The organism is Halomonas sp. AOP7-E1-9, assembly GCF_052376035.1.
In the GTDB taxonomy this organism is placed as follows: Bacteria; Pseudomonadota; Gammaproteobacteria; order Pseudomonadales; family Halomonadaceae; genus Vreelandella; species Vreelandella citrativorans.
Window position 1 is genome coordinate 100,273 of sequence record NZ_JBQSVC010000001.1, and the last position, 16,663, is coordinate 116,935.

General features: G+C 54.9%; 16 protein-coding genes. 2 read left to right on the top strand and 14 right to left on the bottom strand.

Going from position 1 to position 16,663, the window contains the following annotated elements; genetic code table 11:
* Positions 1–51: 51 nt before the first annotated feature.
* The 5 genes from fabG to ACT3R4_RS00495 all read right to left on the bottom strand — a co-directional run bounded on the left by fabG (position 52) and on the right by ACT3R4_RS00495 (position 3,812).
* Entirely contained in the window at positions 52–795 is a 744-nt protein-coding gene (fabG, locus tag ACT3R4_RS00475; protein WP_193056301.1) for a 3-oxoacyl-ACP reductase FabG, read from the bottom strand.
* 69 nt (positions 796–864) lie between these two features.
* Complete coding sequence (gene fabD / locus ACT3R4_RS00480; protein ID WP_441677064.1) at positions 865–1,815, bottom strand: ACP S-malonyltransferase; 951 nt, start codon at positions 1,813–1,815, stop codon at positions 865–867.
* Positions 1,816–2,011: 196 nt separating this feature from the next.
* A complete protein-coding gene (gene plsX / locus ACT3R4_RS00485; RefSeq protein WP_193056299.1) occupies positions 2,012–3,031 on the bottom strand; it encodes a phosphate acyltransferase PlsX in 1,020 nt (339 codons plus the stop codon).
* A 43-nt stretch (positions 3,032–3,074) separates the two neighbouring features.
* Positions 3,075–3,245, bottom strand: coding sequence for a 50S ribosomal protein L32 (gene rpmF / locus ACT3R4_RS00490; protein WP_087109291.1), 171 nt, complete (start codon positions 3,243–3,245; stop codon positions 3,075–3,077).
* A 36-nt stretch (positions 3,246–3,281) separates the two neighbouring features.
* A complete protein-coding gene (locus tag ACT3R4_RS00495) occupies positions 3,282–3,812 on the bottom strand; it encodes a YceD family protein (RefSeq protein ID WP_087109293.1) in 531 nt (176 codons plus the stop codon).
* A gap of 168 nt (positions 3,813–3,980) precedes the next feature.
* Between ACT3R4_RS00495 and ACT3R4_RS00500 the strand changes: the two genes are divergently transcribed.
* On the top strand, positions 3,981–4,580 hold the full coding sequence (locus ACT3R4_RS00500) for a Maf family protein (protein ID WP_193056297.1): 600 nt from the start codon (positions 3,981–3,983) through the stop codon (positions 4,578–4,580).
* Between the two features lie 8 nt (positions 4,581–4,588).
* Here ACT3R4_RS00500 and sppA read toward each other — a convergent pair whose 3' ends face one another.
* The 3 genes from sppA to ACT3R4_RS00515 all read right to left on the bottom strand — a co-directional run bounded on the left by sppA (position 4,589) and on the right by ACT3R4_RS00515 (position 7,401).
* The gene (gene sppA, locus ACT3R4_RS00505; RefSeq protein WP_193056296.1) at positions 4,589–5,713 is read right to left on the bottom strand and encodes a signal peptide peptidase SppA; all 1,125 of its coding nucleotides are present in this window, start codon (positions 5,711–5,713) and stop codon (positions 4,589–4,591) included.
* A 63-nt stretch (positions 5,714–5,776) separates the two neighbouring features.
* On the bottom strand, positions 5,777–6,427 hold the full coding sequence (locus tag ACT3R4_RS00510) for an HAD-IA family hydrolase (RefSeq protein ID WP_193056295.1): 651 nt from the start codon (positions 6,425–6,427) through the stop codon (positions 5,777–5,779).
* A gap of 32 nt (positions 6,428–6,459) precedes the next feature.
* On the bottom strand, positions 6,460–7,401 hold the full coding sequence (locus ACT3R4_RS00515) for an RluA family pseudouridine synthase (RefSeq protein WP_193053769.1): 942 nt from the start codon (positions 7,399–7,401) through the stop codon (positions 6,460–6,462).
* 673 nt (positions 7,402–8,074) lie between these two features.
* Between ACT3R4_RS00515 and rne the strand changes: the two genes are divergently transcribed.
* Positions 8,075–11,290: a ribonuclease E gene (gene rne / locus ACT3R4_RS00520; RefSeq protein ID WP_441677063.1), complete on the top strand. Its 3,216-nt coding sequence runs from the start codon at positions 8,075–8,077 to the stop codon at positions 11,288–11,290.
* Positions 11,291–11,357: 67 nt separating this feature from the next.
* Here the strand turns inward: rne and murB are convergent, their stop codons facing one another.
* Genes murB through msbA form a run of 6 tightly spaced genes read right to left on the bottom strand, consistent with a single transcriptional unit; the run spans position 11,358 to position 16,641 of the window.
* Positions 11,358–12,395 (bottom strand): UDP-N-acetylmuramate dehydrogenase, encoded by a 1,038-nt coding sequence (gene murB, locus ACT3R4_RS00525; protein WP_441677062.1) that lies wholly within the window; start codon positions 12,393–12,395, stop codon positions 11,358–11,360.
* Positions 12,392–12,862: a low molecular weight protein-tyrosine-phosphatase gene (locus ACT3R4_RS00530; protein ID WP_441677061.1), complete on the bottom strand. Its 471-nt coding sequence runs from the start codon at positions 12,860–12,862 to the stop codon at positions 12,392–12,394. Before ACT3R4_RS00530 ends, murB begins: the two co-directional genes overlap by 4 nt.
* 27 nt (positions 12,863–12,889) lie before the next feature.
* A complete protein-coding gene (kdsB, locus tag ACT3R4_RS00535; protein WP_441677060.1) occupies positions 12,890–13,660 on the bottom strand; it encodes a 3-deoxy-manno-octulosonate cytidylyltransferase in 771 nt (256 codons plus the stop codon).
* Positions 13,660–13,869: a Trm112 family protein gene (locus ACT3R4_RS00540; RefSeq protein ID WP_172116363.1), complete on the bottom strand. Its 210-nt coding sequence runs from the start codon at positions 13,867–13,869 to the stop codon at positions 13,660–13,662. Before ACT3R4_RS00540 ends, kdsB begins: the two co-directional genes overlap by 1 nt.
* Positions 13,870–13,882: 13 nt before the next feature.
* Positions 13,883–14,908: a tetraacyldisaccharide 4'-kinase gene (gene lpxK, locus ACT3R4_RS00545; protein ID WP_441677059.1), complete on the bottom strand. Its 1,026-nt coding sequence runs from the start codon at positions 14,906–14,908 to the stop codon at positions 13,883–13,885.
* Positions 14,908–16,641, bottom strand: coding sequence for a lipid A export permease/ATP-binding protein MsbA (msbA, locus tag ACT3R4_RS00550; protein WP_441677058.1), 1,734 nt, complete (start codon positions 16,639–16,641; stop codon positions 14,908–14,910). The genes lpxK and msbA overlap by 1 nt, the downstream gene beginning before the upstream one ends.
* Positions 16,642–16,663 lie beyond the last annotated feature (22 nt).

The following is a 16,663-nucleotide window of genomic DNA, read 5'->3' on the forward strand; positions in this document are numbered from 1 at the left end:
GGGTAGTTTATAGACGCCCTTAGGCAGACGCAACCGCTAAGCCTAAGGCCATCAACGCATATTCATGCCGCCGTTTACATGCAGGGTCTCACCGGTAATGTAACTTGCAGCATCACTGGTAAGAAAACCGACAGCGGCAGCTATCTCTTCCGGACCACCCAGGCGAGCCAACGGAATTTGCTTCAGCAGCATTTCATGCTGCGCTTCCGGCAACGCTTGTGTCATATCGGTCGCGATAAAGCCAGGCGCCACTGCGTTAACCGTAATGGCACGTGAAGCCACCTCACGCGCCAACGCACGGCTGAAACCTTCCATACCCGCTTTTGCAGCTGCATAGTTAGCCTGACCCAGGTTACCCATGGTCGCCACTACAGAGCTGATGGATACGATACGCCCAAAACGCGCCTTGGTCATGCCTCGCAGGCACGCCTTGCTTACACGATAGACAGACTTGAGATTGGTATCCATCACCGAATCCCACTCATCCTCTTTCATGCGCATCAATAAATTATCACGCGTAATACCGGCGTTATTAACTAAAATTGTCGGCGCACCAAAGCGCTCCGTGATGACCTTAAGCACGTCATCAATGCTTGCCTGGTCCGTCACATTAAGGCAAAGGCCAGCACCCTCAATGCCGTTTTGCTGCAAATCGGCATCAATTTTTTGTGCCCCGGACTCACTGGTCGCGGTTCCGATCACGATACGGCCCTGACGGCCCAGCTCGTGAGCAATCGCTCGACCAATACCACGACTGGCACCAGTAACAAGCGCAACTCGGCGTTCTTGCGTCATAATTTTTTGCCTTTAACTATTGGCTTCTTAACCACGTAAATAAGCAAGGATAGCGAAAATTTCAGCGAACTAGGCGTCACTAGTCTGCGCTTCACGTGCCAGCTCAAGCGCCGCATCCAGGCTATTGACTGCCAACCCTTTAGCGCCACGGACAATGCGCTTGTTAAGCCCTGTCAGCACTTTACCTGGGCCACACTCAATAAATACATTAACAGACTGAGCAGCCATGGCTTCAACGCATGCTGCCCAACGCACCGGCTGATAAAGCTGCTCGATCAACCGCGTACGCAGCGTATCAATGTCGGCATGCGCCTGCGCATCTACGTTTTGAATAACCGTGTAGCGTGGCGCTCGAAATTCGACACTTTCCATAGCGGTGGCCAAACGCTCGGCAGCTGGACGCATCAGTTCACAATGCGAAGGCACCGAAACCGGCAGCGCCATTGCACGCTTGGCACCCGCCTCCTGACACGCCACAATCGCCCGCTCAACCGCAGCGGCACTTCCGGCAATCACGACCTGGCCCGGCGAATTATAATTAACGGCCGAAACAATATCCCCCTGCGCAGCACTGGCGCAAGCGGCTTCAACCGCACTATCTTCCAAGCCGAGAATAGCCGCCATACCGCCCTCACCGACCGGTACAGCGTCCTGCATGGCTTCGCCGCGAAGGCGAACCAGCTGAACGCCTTCAGCAAAACTCATCACACCCGCACACACCATGGCGCTATATTCACCCAGGCTGTGCCCGGCCATGACAGTAGGCCGAGGCCCTTCAAGCTCCTGCCACACCCGCCAAATTGCAACACTAGCAGAAAGCAGCGCAGGCTGCGTGCAAGCGGTCGCGTTTAGCGCGGCCTCGGGGCCTTCCTGGACGACTTTCCACAAGTCGTAACCAAGTGCATCCGAAGCTTCCTCAAATGTTGTTCCCACTACACTATAGCGTTCGGCTAGCTCACGCAGCATTCCAAGCTGCTGAGAGCCTTGCCCGGGAAAAATGAGGGCAAGGGGTTGAGACATGTCGTTCACCTTTGCTCTTTAGGCATTTGCTCATTTGAGCGATAAGCGTGGCTATGGCTACATCCTGCTGTCACCCATAGCCCGCAAAATAAGTTCTAACCTTTTATTATCGAGCACTTTACCTAGTAGCACTCTGCGCCCATACCCTACACCATGGTGTACACATAAGCGCCTTCCTTAATGACTGAAAATGGTATTAACGGCGCTCCCAACGCCCTGCCATACGCGCGGGTAGATTATGCTCCACCTCATGTACAGCACGCTGGATCGCATAATAAAAACCCTCTGCCTGGGTACCACCATGGCTTTTCACCACGATGCCCTTCAAACCAAGCAGGCTTGCTCCATTGTAGCGTACAGGGTTTAATTCTTGCTTTAGATAGCGCAACACAGGCTTGGCCAGTAGGCTTGCCAAACGACCGCTTAGGCGCGATTCAAACGCCATTTGGACACGCTCAACCAGCATACGAGTCAAACCTTCGCTTGCTTTGAGTACGGCATTCCCGACAAAGCCATCACACACCACCACATCAAGCTTGCCTTCAAAAAGATCACCACCTTCGGCATACCCCTGATAGGCAAAGGCGGACGCATCAGAATATTCGCGCAGAAGCCGGTCTGCTTCGCGCACATTCGCACTCCCCTTGGTAGCTTCCGCCCCCACATTAAGCAGCGCGACACGGGGCAGGCTTACATTATCAACGCACTGCGCCATGGCAGCACCCATGACGGCAAAATCAACCAACCGGTGCGCGGGCGAATCCACGTTCGCGCCCAAATCCAGTAAATAGCAGCGACGGCCATAGCGGGCCGGAATCGCAGTACTAATGGCAGGCCGTGAAATACCTTTAAGCGTTCCCAGCTCACGACGAGCAAGCGCGACCAACGCAGCCGTATTGCCCGCGCTTACGCCAGCGACTGACTCGCCCAACCGAAGACTCCGCAACATACACGCCATACTGCTTTCCTGGCCATGACGAAGCGCCCAGGCAGCACTGGAGGCCTGAGAGATGCTCAAAGGGGCATCACTAACCGCTAAACGTGACGCTGCCGCAGCCAGAGGCTGCGGCAAGCGTGAAAGCTCAGCAATAATATGCTGACGCGGACCAAACAGAGTCAATTCAAGACCAGGATGTTCAATCACTGCTCTTGCAGAGCCTTCGATAACCGCATGGGAGCCTTGATCGCCTCCCATCACATCAATCGCTAGGCGCATGCAGCACCCACTCTATTTGGCCGCTTAACAAGATAGTTAAGGCTTATACCTCAACCACCTTGCGACCACGGTAGAAACCATCTGCAGCGACATGGTGACGCAGGTGCGTCGTACCGGTTTCTTTGTCCTGAGACAGCGTCGGCGCGCTCAGCGCGTCGTGGCTACGACGCATACCGCGCTTGGAACGAGTCTTACGGTTCTTTTGAACTGCCATGGGTGTTTACTCCAGGGTGTGTAGGGTAAATAACGCTTACTTTTTGCCCTTTAAGGCATTAAGCACTGCGAAAGGGTTCGTGGCCGGCGTCGCTTCTTCTGACGTGCCGTCTGTCTTGCTGACCAGCTGCTCCGCCGAGACATGGCATTCGGTCTCATCGTGATAGACCACCTGCGGCAGACTGAGGATAAGCTCATCCTCAACTACCGTTAGTAGATCCAGCTGTTCTTTTTCCACCAGCACCGGTTCATGACTGGCAGGCAGCTCGGCGGCCAAGGCCTCGTCACTGATCATTCCAAGCAGGAAGTCACTGGACACGTCTTGGCTCAGCGGCACCAGGCAACGACGACATGGCAATGCCAGCGTCGCTTGCAAATGGCCACGAATTTCACGACGACCTTGGGCATCCACACCAAACTCAAGGACAACATGACAGTCGCCCGTTTGGTCACCTGCCTCTTCGGCAAGCCGTGGCAACGAATTCAGTGCCACTACGCCTTCTAGTCGTTCGCGGCGGGCTGCAAGCTTATAAGGCTCAACCCGGCTGGGGAGTTGTGAGGTCAACATAGGCGCGCAATGATAGGCACTCCCCCCGCTGGTGTCAAAGCTTCAACTCAATTCTTCATGGTTTATCGCACATTTCCCCATGACTTATCGCCCACACCCGCAAATTAGGCACGCCCGCTGGCTTTCGCTACACTCCCCTTTTATTCCAAATCGCTTAGGAGAAATGGCGTGCCGCTTACTCAAAACGCATCGCTGGTGCTGGGCTCAAGCTCGCGCTGGCGACGAGAGCTGTTGGAACGCTTACAGCTTCCCTATCAGTGCTATTCGCCTGATATTGACGAAACACCTCGTGCCAATGAGTCCCCCAAGGCACTTGTGCATCGTTTAGCGCTCAGCAAAGCCAACGCCGTGGCGCCCCACTTCCCCAATCACTACATTATCGGCTCAGACCAGGTAGCGCTCTTTGAAGGCGACATACTGGGCAAGCCCCACACCCAGGAACGCGCCTGCGCCAACCTGGCGCGTTTTTCAGGTCAGCGCGTTACTTTTTTAACCGGGTTAGCGCTGCTTGATACCCAAAGGCAACGCCACTACACCCACATAGAGCCTTTCGACGTTATCTTTCGGCAGCTGACCACACGCGAAATTGAGCGCTACGTCACCCTTGAGCAACCACTGGACAGCGCTGGCAGCTTTCGAATGGAAGGATTGGGCATCACGCTGTTTGAAGCGTTAGAAGGGCGTGATCCGAACGCCCTGATTGGGCTTCCGCTTATTGCGCTGTGTAATATGCTACGCCAAGTGGGCATGGACCCACTTGACGGTTAAGCTCGGGTTTATTGTGCCTGGTAGCGTAGCGGTGAGTGAGCCGCTTTAAGGCCAAGCACCTCCGCCGCCACTTGGGTAAAGCGTCGCGTCAACCGATCAAACGGATCAAGACGCGGCGTATAATCTTCCCAACTCGCCTCCCCCACCTGATCGCGCGCCACTTCTTCAAGGCTTGCCAACTGGTCCACCAGACCAAGCTCAAGCGCCTGCTCGCCGCTCCAGATAAGCCCAGAGAATATATCTGGCTGGTCGCTTAGCCGATCGCCTCGCCCAGCACGAACATCATTCATAAATTGCTGATGTGTTTGCGTCAACACACTCTGCCAGAATGCCTGCGCCTCTTCATCAAGCGGCTGAAACGGGTCCAAAAATGCCTTGTTCTCGCCCGCCGTTAACACACGGCGCTCTACGCCTATCTGGCTGATCGCATCCTGAAAGCCAAATCCTGCATAAATAACCCCAATCGAGCCCACCAGGCTTGCCGGTGAAGCAATGATTTCATCGGCTGCCGAAGCGATATAATACGCCCCACTCGCACCGATATCCTCGATAACCGCCAGAATCGGCTTATCACCCTGCTCGCGCAGGCGCATGATTTCCGCATAAATACGCTGCGATTGAACCGGGCTACCACCGGGACTATCAATATGCAGCACAACGGCTTCGGTATTATCTGATTCCCAGGCGCGATTTAATCCCTGAATGATACGCTCGGCATTCGCTGGAGCATCACTGGCAATAACGCCATTAACGTCTACGATGCCCAAGTGACGCTGCAGGGTAGACGCATCGCCCGTTGCGGCCCAAAAAGCGTTATATACAACGGTCGCGACTAACGCCAGTATCAAAAAGAGCGTCATAAAACGGAAAAACAACTTCCAACGCCGTGTACGACGCTGCTCTGTTAACACGCCGCCAATCCAGCGATCCATCATTTCAACCTGTGCCAGGCGCTGCCGCTCACGCAGCGTTTCAGCATCATCGCCAGCCGCCCCTACCGTAGCAGCCTCATCTTTATAAGCCGCCACGTCAGGACCCTGCGTCCAGCGATCCTGGTTTGAACGATCAGATGCAGGGTTGCCCTCAGGCTGTTGGTACCCGCTGGCATCACTGCGGCGCCAATCATCACTCATATAGCATCCTTTTTTGAGTTTAGGGACGCCAGATGATTAACCATCCACCCAACGTCGCATCCTCTATCCATGCAGCCAGCCAAAAAGATCTTCAACGTTATGAGCGACCCATTTGGGCTGGCTTGCCGCTAGCCGCGCTGGCGTATGAACACCGTACGTTACTGCCACACGATCCATGCCGATGGCCCGCGCCATTTCCAGGTCATATTCAGTATCGCCTACCATCACTGCACGCTCCACAGGAACGTCAAGCTCTAGAAGCAACTCATTCAGCATTTGTGGGTGTGGCTTTGAACGTGTTTCATCTGCGGTGCGACTAGCATGAAACCAGCCCCCACTTCCCGTTTCAGTGAAAACCCGATCAAGGCCACGGCGGCTTTTACCCGTGGCAACGGCCAAACGCTGCTGTTCGCGCTCGCGAAGGCGCGCTACGTGCGCCTCGACCCCATTAAAAAACGGCATGGGCGTTGTGTTTCCATGCACAAACTGATGTGCATAGCGCTCACGCAAGCGTTCGGCCTGAGCAGGACCGATGCCCGGACACAGCGTGGCAATGGCTTCCGGGAGCCCCAGGCCGATAATATCTCTAATGGCCGCGACGTCCAGCTCACCCCACTCAGCCTCCTGGGCCGCTACCTGCATACAGGCAACAATTTTCGACACCGAATCCATCAGGGTGCCGTCCCAATCAAAAATAATCAGCTCGTAACGCATTACCGCCCCTTATTACTTCACTGCCCGTACATTTATTGCCGAGCACGCTTGAGCACGTCTTCCAGAACGTCTGGCAACGGCGCCTTAACGGTCACTGGGCGGCCGTTGGTAGGTTCTGGAAACGTTAGCGAGCGGGCATGCAGAAACAGACGACTAACGCCTAGCTGTTTTGTCAAGTGCGCACTTTCACGTGTCGAGTACTTATCATCCCCAAGCAGCGCATGCCCCGCATGAGTCGCATGAACGCGAATTTGATGTGTTCGCCCGGTCACCGGCTCGGCTTCAATCAGCGTGGCTTTCTCAAAGGTTTCAACAACCGCAAAATGGGTGCGCGATACCTTGCCGTTTGGATCTACCCGCACTCTACGCTCACCGTTGCCTGCGTCGAATCGGTCAAGACGCGCACTTTCATAGGTTTTACGTGCAGGCCAGCGACCGCTCACAAGCGCCAGATAACGCTTGTCCATGCCATGTTTTTTTAACGACTCGTTAAGTGTCACCAAGGCATCACGAGACTTTGCCAGCAACAAGCAGCCAGAGGTATCGCGATCAAGCCGATGAACAAGCTCCAAAAAGCTCAAATCATCCCGCACCTGACGCAGTGCTTCAATCAACCCGATTTTAACCCCGCTCCCCCCATGCACCGCCAAGCCAGAAGGCTTATTAAGCACCATCCAGTCAGGGCCTTCCATAATGACGCTACCTACTAACACGTCACGCAAATTATCGCTGACTTCCTTCACCGCCTCACGCGGCGCCAAACGTAATGGCGGCACCCGGACCAGGTCACCCGCCTGGAGACGGTAGTCCACCTTGACGCGCTTTTTATTAACCCGCACTTCACCTTTACGCACGATGCGGTATATCAATGCTCTAGGAGCACCTTTCAGGCGAGTCATCAAAAAATTGTCAATTCTTTGACCTGCCTGTTCAGGGGCGATATCCACCCACTGTACTTCACGCCCTTCGGCCATTGCCGCGCACTCCTGCTGTGTCTCTATGATGCCAGGCTAAAAACGGCATTCTAACGTAGACCCAAGGGCATTGCGTCAATTGCTGGTAGTTGTCTTTACTGTTATATTCCAAATCGTTCACTACTAAGCGTGGGCAGCTTGTCGAGTATTACAGTTTTCACAAGTGCTACTACCACGTTTAGCTAAAAGCGCCTGCCCGACTAACACGCAGGCCTGAGCACAAGAAGCGGCGCCAGTGTACGCATTGCCCGAATCTTAACGTATTAAAATGCAGTCACTCTGTCGCCCGTATGATGTCGACAGATTTGCTAACGCTTAGCCCAAAACGGCAAGCGAATGCTGAATAAAACGCCACGCCCAGAACTGCCCCGTCTTTTCGTCACAAGGCGCTGGTCACTTCTGGGCGACAAGTTCAACGCTGTGCCGACGGCCGGCGTTGACGAATCGATGAATGCTAGGTGTAGGCGGTGTCAGCAGGGCCGGATGGACGTGACAGCCACCGAAACACGTCCTGCCTCCGCCACGTACTCAACCTGTCAGCCGGGTCGGTTAAAACCTTCCTGGCTTGCCGCGTCAGCATAACCATGCGCCGAGCACAAGCACGCAGCACCCACCGATTCGTCTACGTCACTCCTTAGACGGTCCGTCGGCGCGCAACGCTATGCGAGACAACATGAAACGGATGCTTATCAATGCGACCCAACCCGAAGAGCTTCGGGTCGCGCTGGTTGATGGACAACGCCTGTACGATTTGGATATTGAATCAGGTGCACGAGAGCAGAAAAAAGCCAATATTTACCGCGGCAAAATTACCCGCGTGGAACCCTCCCTTGAAGCGGCCTTCGTTGACTTTGGTGCAGAGCGCCATGGTTTTCTACCGCTCAAGGAGATCTCCCGCGAATACTTTCTTAAAGACGTATCTGGCCGCCCCAGTATTAAAGAGGTACTGAAAGAGGGCCAGGAAGTTATCGTGCAGGTGGACAAGGAAGAGCGCGGCAACAAAGGCGCAGCCTTAACGACCTTTATTAGCCTGGCAGGTCGCTTTTTGGTGCTTATGCCCAACAACCCTCGTGCAGGCGGTATTTCTCGCCGCATTGAGGGCGAAGAGCGCAGCCAGCTAAAAGACGCCATGGGTCAGCTCACCGTACCTGACAAGATGGGTCTCATCGTGCGCACGGCGGGCATTGGCCGTAATCCCGAAGAGCTTCAGTGGGACCTGGATTATCTGGCCCAGGTGTGGGAATCAATCACCACAGAGGCCGCCAAGCGCCCTGCTCCGTTCCTGATTTACCGCGAATCCAACGTTATTATCCGGGCCATGCGGGATTACCTGCGCCAGGATATCGGCGAAGTGCTCATTGACAGCCCTGAGATTCATGCTGAAGCACTAGGCTTTATCCGTCAGGTAATGCCGTCATATCAGCAAAAAATCAAACTCTATGCGGATGAAGTGCCGCTCTTCTCGCGCTTTCAAATTGAGTCACAGATCGAAACAGCCTATCAGCGCGAGGTAAAACTCCCGTCTGGCGGCTCGATCGTTATCGACCATACCGAAGCACTGGTTTCAATCGACATCAACTCCGCCCGAGCGACCCGCGGCAGCGATATTGAAGAAACCGCCCTTCAGACCAATTCTGAAGCGGCCGATGAAATCGCCCGCCAGCTGCGCCTTCGGGACATTGGCGGCCTGGTGGTGATTGACTTTATCGACATGGGCCCGGCACGCAATCAGCGCGAAGTCGAAAACCGCATGCGCGACGCTTTGAAGCTTGACCGCGCACGGGTACAGATTGGGCGCATTTCACGCTTTGGCTTGATGGAGATGTCTCGCCAGCGCCTGCGCCCTTCACTGGGCGAAACCAGCGGTGTGGTCTGCCCGCGCTGTAATGGTCAGGGCACCATCCGCGATGTCCGTTCGCTCTCACTCTCGATCATGCGCCTTATCGAAGAAGAGGCCATGAAAGAGCGTAGCGCACAAATTCGTGCGATTCTGCCCGTACCTGTTGCTACCTACCTGCTCAATGAAAAACGTAGCGTACTGGCCGATATTGAGTCACGCCAAGAGGTACGCGTTGTACTGCTACCCAATCCGGAAATGCATACGCCTCATTATGACGTGCAGCGTTTACGCGATGACCATTTAGATGAAGATGACACTCAAACACTGTCAAGCTTCGAGCTATCTACCGATACCGAAGTAGGCAAAGAGCCCAACCCCAACTTCGCGCCGCCCACACAGCGCGCTGAAGCGGCAGTTAAGAGCATTGCTCATAATGCCCCCGCCCCCGCCTCACTACAGACGGACGAGCCAGCAGCAGCCAAGGCCACCGTACCTGCTACCAACGATGAGCAACCCAGCGTTATTGGGCGCTTTATCCGCGGGTTTGCAAAGCTACTGGGCAGCGATGACAACAGCCCAGCCGAAGCCCCTGTTAGCAAGCCAGAAGCGCCTACGCCACGTAAACAAGCCGAGCGCAGTCAACAGAAACCGGCCCCATTAGGCAGTGAGACGAAACAGCGTCCTGCCCGTAGCGAGCGCACCGAAAACAGCAAGGCAGATCAGCGGCAGACCCCGTCGCGAAATGCCAATGTCGATGCCAGCGAAGAAGCCAACGATAAGCGCAGCGGCCCTTCTCGCACTCGCAATCGTCGCCGGAACCAGCAGCAGGACGATACTAAAACGCAGGAGAGTGGCAGCAAAAACAGCCGCCAGAATCAGAAAGAGACCTCTCCCGCAAAAGACGAAAGTCTGGATACATCGAAGAAAGCGCCTCAAAAAGAGTCGCGTCGAGAGGCTCAACGCGACAATAAACCGGCAAAAGAAGCTGCGCAAAACAACGCAGAACAGCCGACTCCCCAGGATGATGGCAAACCGAAGCGTACACGCAACAACCCGCGCAACCGTTCACGCAAGCAGGCAGTCAGCCCTCAGGCGGAAGCCGAGCAGTTAAAGCTGCAGGCCCAGGCAGCCGAAGAGGCAACGCACGCAGACGCTACAGCCCCAGCGACGGAAACGCCCGAAGCTGCAGCGCCGAAACAGGAAGTCGCTCACGAAAGCCTTTCTGAAGCCTCTGCGCAGTTGCCTGAAACACAAGCCGAAGCTTCGCCTGCCAGCAGCATTGCAGATAGCAATCACGCTGACAGCCAATCGCATCAAGCGACCGCTGAGGAAAACACTCAGGAAACCGTTCAGGAACTTTCTCAAGCACCATCTCAAGCAGCAGCTCAGGAAAGTGCCAAGCCTCAAGACGCGGAAAATACCGGCGTTAGCGCTGCTGACGAAACGACTCCGGTAGCGGCAGTTGAACCCGCCGAAACACTTAAAGCGGAACAACCCTCTCCGAAAGTCGCCGAGCATAACGATGCGTCAGCTGAAGCAACAGCACCGGCCCAGCAAGAGACGCCCGCAGCTGCCGAGCCTGAAAGCGCACCGGTCTCGGAAGATGAGCCGAAAACGGCAGATGAAGCGAAGAGTGACGATGTCATATCTCTTCCGCAGCAGACCGATGAAAAGCTCGAAAGCGACGCAAGTAGCGACGTCGATACTACGCTCGCGCCATCGCCCACTGAATTGGCCGAAAGCGGCGTAGCCGATGACCCCCAACAGTTGGCACCGGTCAATGCGTTGGCAGACGCTACACCTGTTCAGGAACCTGTAGAAAGCAGCACACCTGCGGATAACGTACCTGCCGACAAATCGCTTGCCCAGGAAGATGTGCAGCCTGACGCCACTAACGTTGACGTTGCGCCACACGCCGCTAAACCGGTAGACGCACCTGTCGCCGAAGAAGTGGCTGAAGAAGCACCCAAGCCGCGTCGTCGCCGCACCCGTGCGCATAACGACCCTCGTGAGCTGCGCAAGCAGGCACAAGAAGCCAGCAAAGAGTAATTTGCTGACTGCGTAAAAAAAACCCCGCCTGGCGGGGTTTTTTTATGCGTTAGTGCTCATGTATTTATCAACCTTGAACCAAGCGTGGCTCTGGCTCCAGCCGTACGTTAAAACGAGCATGCACACGGTCGATAATCTTGCCTGCAAAGCGCAGCAATCCCTTACGGTCACCGCCGCCAAAATGAACCAACACTAACGCCTGGCGGTCATGCACGCCAAATTCGCCCTCACATACACCTTTAAGACAGCACTGATCAATCAACCAACCGGCCGCCAATTTGGTCTTTCCTTCGCCTAAAGGGAAATGTGGCATGTCAGGATAGCGGGCCAATAGCGTCTGCCCTTGCTGATCTGAAACAATGGGATTCTTGAAAAAACTGCCTGCATTGGCAAGCTGCCCCGGGTCTGGCAATTTTTCCTGACGAATAGCTGCCACTGCCTCTGCAACATCCAACGGGGTGGGCGCATTCGGCAAGCGCGAGGCAAGATCGCCATAGTGAACCTTCGGTGCGGGCTGCCTGGAAAGCCGCAATACCAGCCGAGTAATCACGACACGATCACACAGCGCACCCTTGAAAAGGCTATCGCGGTAGCCAAACGCACACTCGGCATTCTCAAGCCAACGCGTGCTTCCTGTCGCAATCTCCATGACCTGCACGGCCTGAAGGCTATCGGCAAGCTCAACGCCATAGGCGCCGATGTTTTGCACGGGGGCTGCACCACAATCACCCGGAATCAGCGCCAGGTTTTCAATTCCCCAGAGCCCTCGGGCCGACATATTGAGCACCAACGTATGCCAGTTAACACCAGCCCCCACATGCGCCAGCACATTATTACCCGCCGAGGTCAGCCACCACTGCCGTAGTGCCGGGCGTATCGCAATCCCTGTTAAGCGCGGCGGCAAAAGCACGTTGCTCCCTCCACCCAAAAGCGTTACCGGCCAGCGCTGATGATGGGCGATAGCAAGCGTCGCACGTAAGGCGTCTAGCGTGGTGGGTTCAGCGTAATAATCAGCCACGCAGGGCAAACGTAACGTATTGGACGATGAAAGATCCACGCGTTCGTTAATGAGACAAGCCGAGTTTTTAAGGGCTGAAGCTGTCACACGCGGTCACTTTTCAGGTGCTGGATTAACCCTTGTGACGCCGTTTCGATCATATCAAGTACGTCTTCAAATCCCTGCTCACCACCATAGTAAGGGTCTGGAACCTCTGCTCCCGGCGTTCCAGAGAACTCCAGAAAAAGCCCGACATAAGCGTTGCTTTCGGCAGGTTTCAAGGCATGCATTGCCCGCAGATTGCCGTTATCCATGCCCAGTACATAATCGAATGCCAGAAAATCTTCTGCGGTCAACTGCCGGGCACATAGCTGGCTCAGGTCAATACCTCGCCGCTTGGCTGCTGATTGAGCGCGCGAATCGGGTGCTTTCCCGATGTGCCAAGCACCTACTCCGCAAGAGTCAATACTGACACATTCACTCATACCTGCGTTTTCCAGCGCACGTCGAAAAATGCCCTCGGCAGTGGGCGAGCGACAAATATTTCCTAAACAGACAAAAAGTACCCGCGTCACAACGCGCTCCCTGTACGTTGAAAAGTATTAACCAGATGGCGCTAACAGCGCGCGAACACGAGCTAAATCTTCCGCCGTGTCGACACCTGCCGGGTTAACCTCGCACGCCAATGCCACCTGAATTAAATGGCCATGCTGCAAAGCACGCAGCTGTTCAAGCTGCTCTAACTGCTCCAGCATCGAGGCTGGCCAGTCCCGATAGGCGGCTAGAAAGCTCGCGCGGTAGGCATAAATCCCGATATGGCGCAGCCATGCATCCGTTTCAAGCAGTGCAGGCTGCTGCTTGAACTGCTCACGATCCCAGGGGATGGGCGCACGTGAGAAATACAGCGCCCGCCCCTGCAATGAGCGCACTACTTTGACCACGTTGGGATTAAAGAGTGATGCTACATCGTTAATCGGCTCAGCCAACGTCGCAATGGAGGCTTCTGCGTCATCGGCCAAGCGCAGTGCCACCTGGTCGATTAACGCGGGCGGAATGAGCGGCTCGTCACCCTGCACATTCACCACTAGCTCGTCTTCACCCAAAGAAAGGATCTGGGCGACTTCGGCAAGCCGATCCGTCCCCGAGGCGTGATCATCGCGCGTCATGACGACCTCAGCCCCATACGGCAGCATCGCATCACGGATACGTTCATCATCGGTCGCAACAACCACACGAGCGGCCTGGCTTTGACAGGCACGCCGCCATACATGGGCGACCATAGGCTCACCAGCAATATCCAGCAGAGGCTTGCCTGGCAACCGGGTTGAACCATAGCGGGCAGGCACAACGGCTATAAATGCAGGAAACGTCATTACAGGTCTCCCGTGCGACCTGGTGAGGTTGGGAGCTTTTCGTCAGCGTCCATTACCCGGGCTTCCTCAGGCAGCATAACCGGGATACCTTCTTGTATCGGATACGCTAGACCGTCATAAAGACAAACCAGTTCCTGCGCTTCGCGGTCGTATTTAAGCTTGCCGTTACATAACGGGCAAACCAGCATTGCCAGCAGTTCCTTATCCATTTATGCATCCCCTTCAGGACAGGGCTGACAGCCTGGCTGCCAGCCAATGTTCAAATTCTAATGGAAGCGTTGCCTCCACTTCTAATATCCAGCTATTGGGTGGCGCAATTCCCATGCATTTCACCGCATCTTTGGCGGTCATGACCACGGGCCGCTGTTTCGCCGGAGCAAATATATCCGCACTAAAACGCTGATGGTCTGCCAACGCCAGCATCTCACCGTTTACGCCTAAATCACGCAATGTAGTAAAAAAGCGCGCGGGGTGTCCGATACCGGCCACGCCAAACACCGGCTCGCTAAAAGGTAGCGGTGTCAGCGGAAAGCGCTTGCCATCATTTAGGCGCCGCCAACTTATCGGCATTAGCTGCATGGAAGTGGCGCTCACCGAAAGTGATTGGCGCATGTCTCCCTTCGCTATTTCACCATTCACTATTTCACCATTAACAACCACCGCATCTACACGCGCTAAACGTTCGGGCGACTCACGCAGTGGCCCTGCAGGCAGGCAGCGACGATTACCCAACCCTCGCGCCCCATCAATCACCACGATCTCAATGTCTCGCTCAAGCGCCAGATGCTGCAGCCCGTCGTCACTCAAAATAATATCGCAACCGAGATCGACCAACGCTTGAGCGCCACGCGCACGCTTGGGGTCTGCTACCACGGGTAACAAGGTTTGCTGAGCCAACATAACCGGCTCGTCACCGCTTTGCGCGGGATCCGTCGATGGCGTTACCTGGAGCGGGTAGTGCTCGGCTTTACCGCCATAACCACGCGTGATGATACCCGGCGTCCAACCTTGTGCGACCAGCCAGCGGCTTAACCAGGCCACTAATGGCGATTTTCCGGTTCCACCCAGGGTGATATTACCCACCACGATGACCGGCACTGGCGCACGCCATGTGGCCTTTTGGCCATTCATGTACGCAGCTTCACGACGCGCCATGACATGCTTATAAAGCGCGCCCAATGGCCTTAGCGGCAATAGCCAAGGGCTATTGTGATAGCCCGCTTCAAGCCAGCGCTGAGCTAGCGTCATTATGCTTCCTGAAACTGAAGTTGATACAGCGCAGAGTAGGCACCACCTTTGTCCAGAAGCTCTCGGTGTGCTCCTTGCTCAATAATACGCCCCTGGTCCATCACCAGAATTCGATCTGCACGCTCAATCGTTGACAGACGATGGGCGATAACGAGTGTCGTGCGTCCCTGGCAGACGTGTTCCAGCGCTTTTTGAATATAACGCTCAGACTCGGTATCCAGAGCGGAGGTTGCCTCGTCCAAAATCAATATCGGGCTATCTTTAAAAATCGCCCGGGCGATCGCCAGGCGCTGACGTTGCCCACCCGATAGCATGACCCCGTTTTCACCCACTACCGTTTCATAACCTTGTGGCAGCTTATCGATAAATTCGCTGGCATACGCCGCCTTGGCGGCAGCTTCAACTGCCTGACGATCAGGATTCTCCGTGCCATAAGCAATATTATCGGCCACCGTGGCGTTAAAGAGCGTCACTTGCTGTGTGACCAAACCAATCTGCTGGCGCAATGGGCCTAACGCATACTCATTAATATCCACACCGTCGATTAAGATGCGCCCTTCATTAAGGCGATAAAAGCGTGGTAATAGGCTAACGAGGGTTGATTTTCCGCTACCTGAGCGACCCACAATCGCCACCATCTCACCTGGCGAGACGTGCAAATTGATGTCATGCAGCACGCTTGGCTGGTCGTCGGCATAGCGAAAACCAATATTTTCGAGCATCAGCTCGCCCGTTAGACGCTTGGGCACACGCTGACCGGTGTCTTGTTCCGGTGCTGTATCCATCAACCCAAAGAGCTCTGAAGCGGCGGCAAGCCCTTTTTGAATTTCACTGTTAATTTCAGTGAGCTGACGTACCGGCTTGATCATCAAGGCCGCTGCGGTAATAAACGCAACAAACTCACCTGGCGTCATATCGGCCATTATCGCCGGCGCCATGGCCAGCCACACCAGCAGCGCCATGGATATCGCTACCAGCATAAGAATAACCGGGGAGCTTATCGCCCGCGTCATTGCTTCTTTCATACTCTGTTTACGGTTCTCTTCGCTTACCCGTGCAAACCGTTGCTTTTCATAATCCTCAGCGCCGTAGGTGCGCACAACGCGGTAGCCTGACAAGCCTTCGGAAGCGACATGAGTGACATCACCCATCGAGCTTTGTATGCGTTTGGAAATACGCCGAAAGCGCTTGCTGACATAGCTCACCACCACGCCAATAATAGGGGTAACCCCTAAAAACAGTAGGGTTAGCATCCAGTTCGTCCAAAACAAATAACCCACCAACCCCACAACAAACAGGCCTTCACGCAAAATAACGGTGACAGCGTTCGTTGCAGCGCCCGCCACTTGCTCTACATGGTAGGTCACGCGCGAAACAAGGTGACCGCTTGAGTGCTGGTCAAAAAACCGTCCAGGCAGATGCAGCATGTGGGCAAAAACGTCGCAGCGCAGCGTGTGGATCACATAGCGTCCTACATACGCCATATAGTAGGTACTTAGAAAAGTGCCTACACCACGCGAAGCAAACATCAAAATAACAAACAGCGGAAGAAACAGCCGAAAAGCAGCATCGGGATTTTGGATACCATCGATTAACCGCTTCATCATCTCAGCAAGTGCCGTACTTGATGCGGCATATACCACAAACCCAACAGCGGCCAAGCCAAATGCTTGCCAGTGTGGTTTTACGTAGCTAAGTAGCCGTTTATAAATAACCCAACTTGAATCGGTCACACGCGCTCCTGGCAATAGTGTG

Excerpts from the sequence above, each read along its gene's own strand:
- fabG (WP_193056301.1), bottom strand. The coding sequence starts at position 795 with ATGACGCAAGAACGCCGAGTTGCGCTTGTTACTGGTGCCAGTCGTGGT.
- fabD (WP_441677064.1), bottom strand. The coding sequence starts at position 1,815 with ATGTCTCAACCCCTTGCCCTCATTTTTCCCGGGCAAGGCTCTCAGCAG.
- plsX (WP_193056299.1), bottom strand. The coding sequence starts at position 3,031 with ATGCGCCTAGCGATTGATGTGATGGGAGGCGATCAAGGCTCCCATGCG.
- rpmF (WP_087109291.1), bottom strand. The coding sequence starts at position 3,245 with ATGGCAGTTCAAAAGAACCGTAAGACTCGTTCCAAGCGCGGTATGCGT.
- ACT3R4_RS00495 (WP_087109293.1), bottom strand. The coding sequence starts at position 3,812 with ATGTTGACCTCACAACTCCCCAGCCGGGTTGAGCCTTATAAGCTTGCA.
- sppA (WP_193056296.1), bottom strand. The coding sequence starts at position 5,713 with ATGAGTGATGATTGGCGCCGCAGTGATGCCAGCGGGTACCAACAGCCT.
- ACT3R4_RS00510 (WP_193056295.1), bottom strand. The coding sequence starts at position 6,427 with ATGCGTTACGAGCTGATTATTTTTGATTGGGACGGCACCCTGATGGAT.
- ACT3R4_RS00515 (WP_193053769.1), bottom strand. The coding sequence starts at position 7,401 with ATGGCCGAAGGGCGTGAAGTACAGTGGGTGGATATCGCCCCTGAACAG.
- rne (WP_441677063.1), top strand. The coding sequence starts at position 8,075 with ATGAAACGGATGCTTATCAATGCGACCCAACCCGAAGAGCTTCGGGTC.
- kdsB (WP_441677060.1), bottom strand. The coding sequence starts at position 13,660 with ATGACGTTTCCTGCATTTATAGCCGTTGTGCCTGCCCGCTATGGTTCA.
- ACT3R4_RS00540 (WP_172116363.1), bottom strand. The coding sequence starts at position 13,869 with ATGGATAAGGAACTGCTGGCAATGCTGGTTTGCCCGTTATGTAACGGC.
- lpxK (WP_441677059.1), bottom strand. The coding sequence starts at position 14,908 with ATGACGCTAGCTCAGCGCTGGCTTGAAGCGGGCTATCACAATAGCCCT.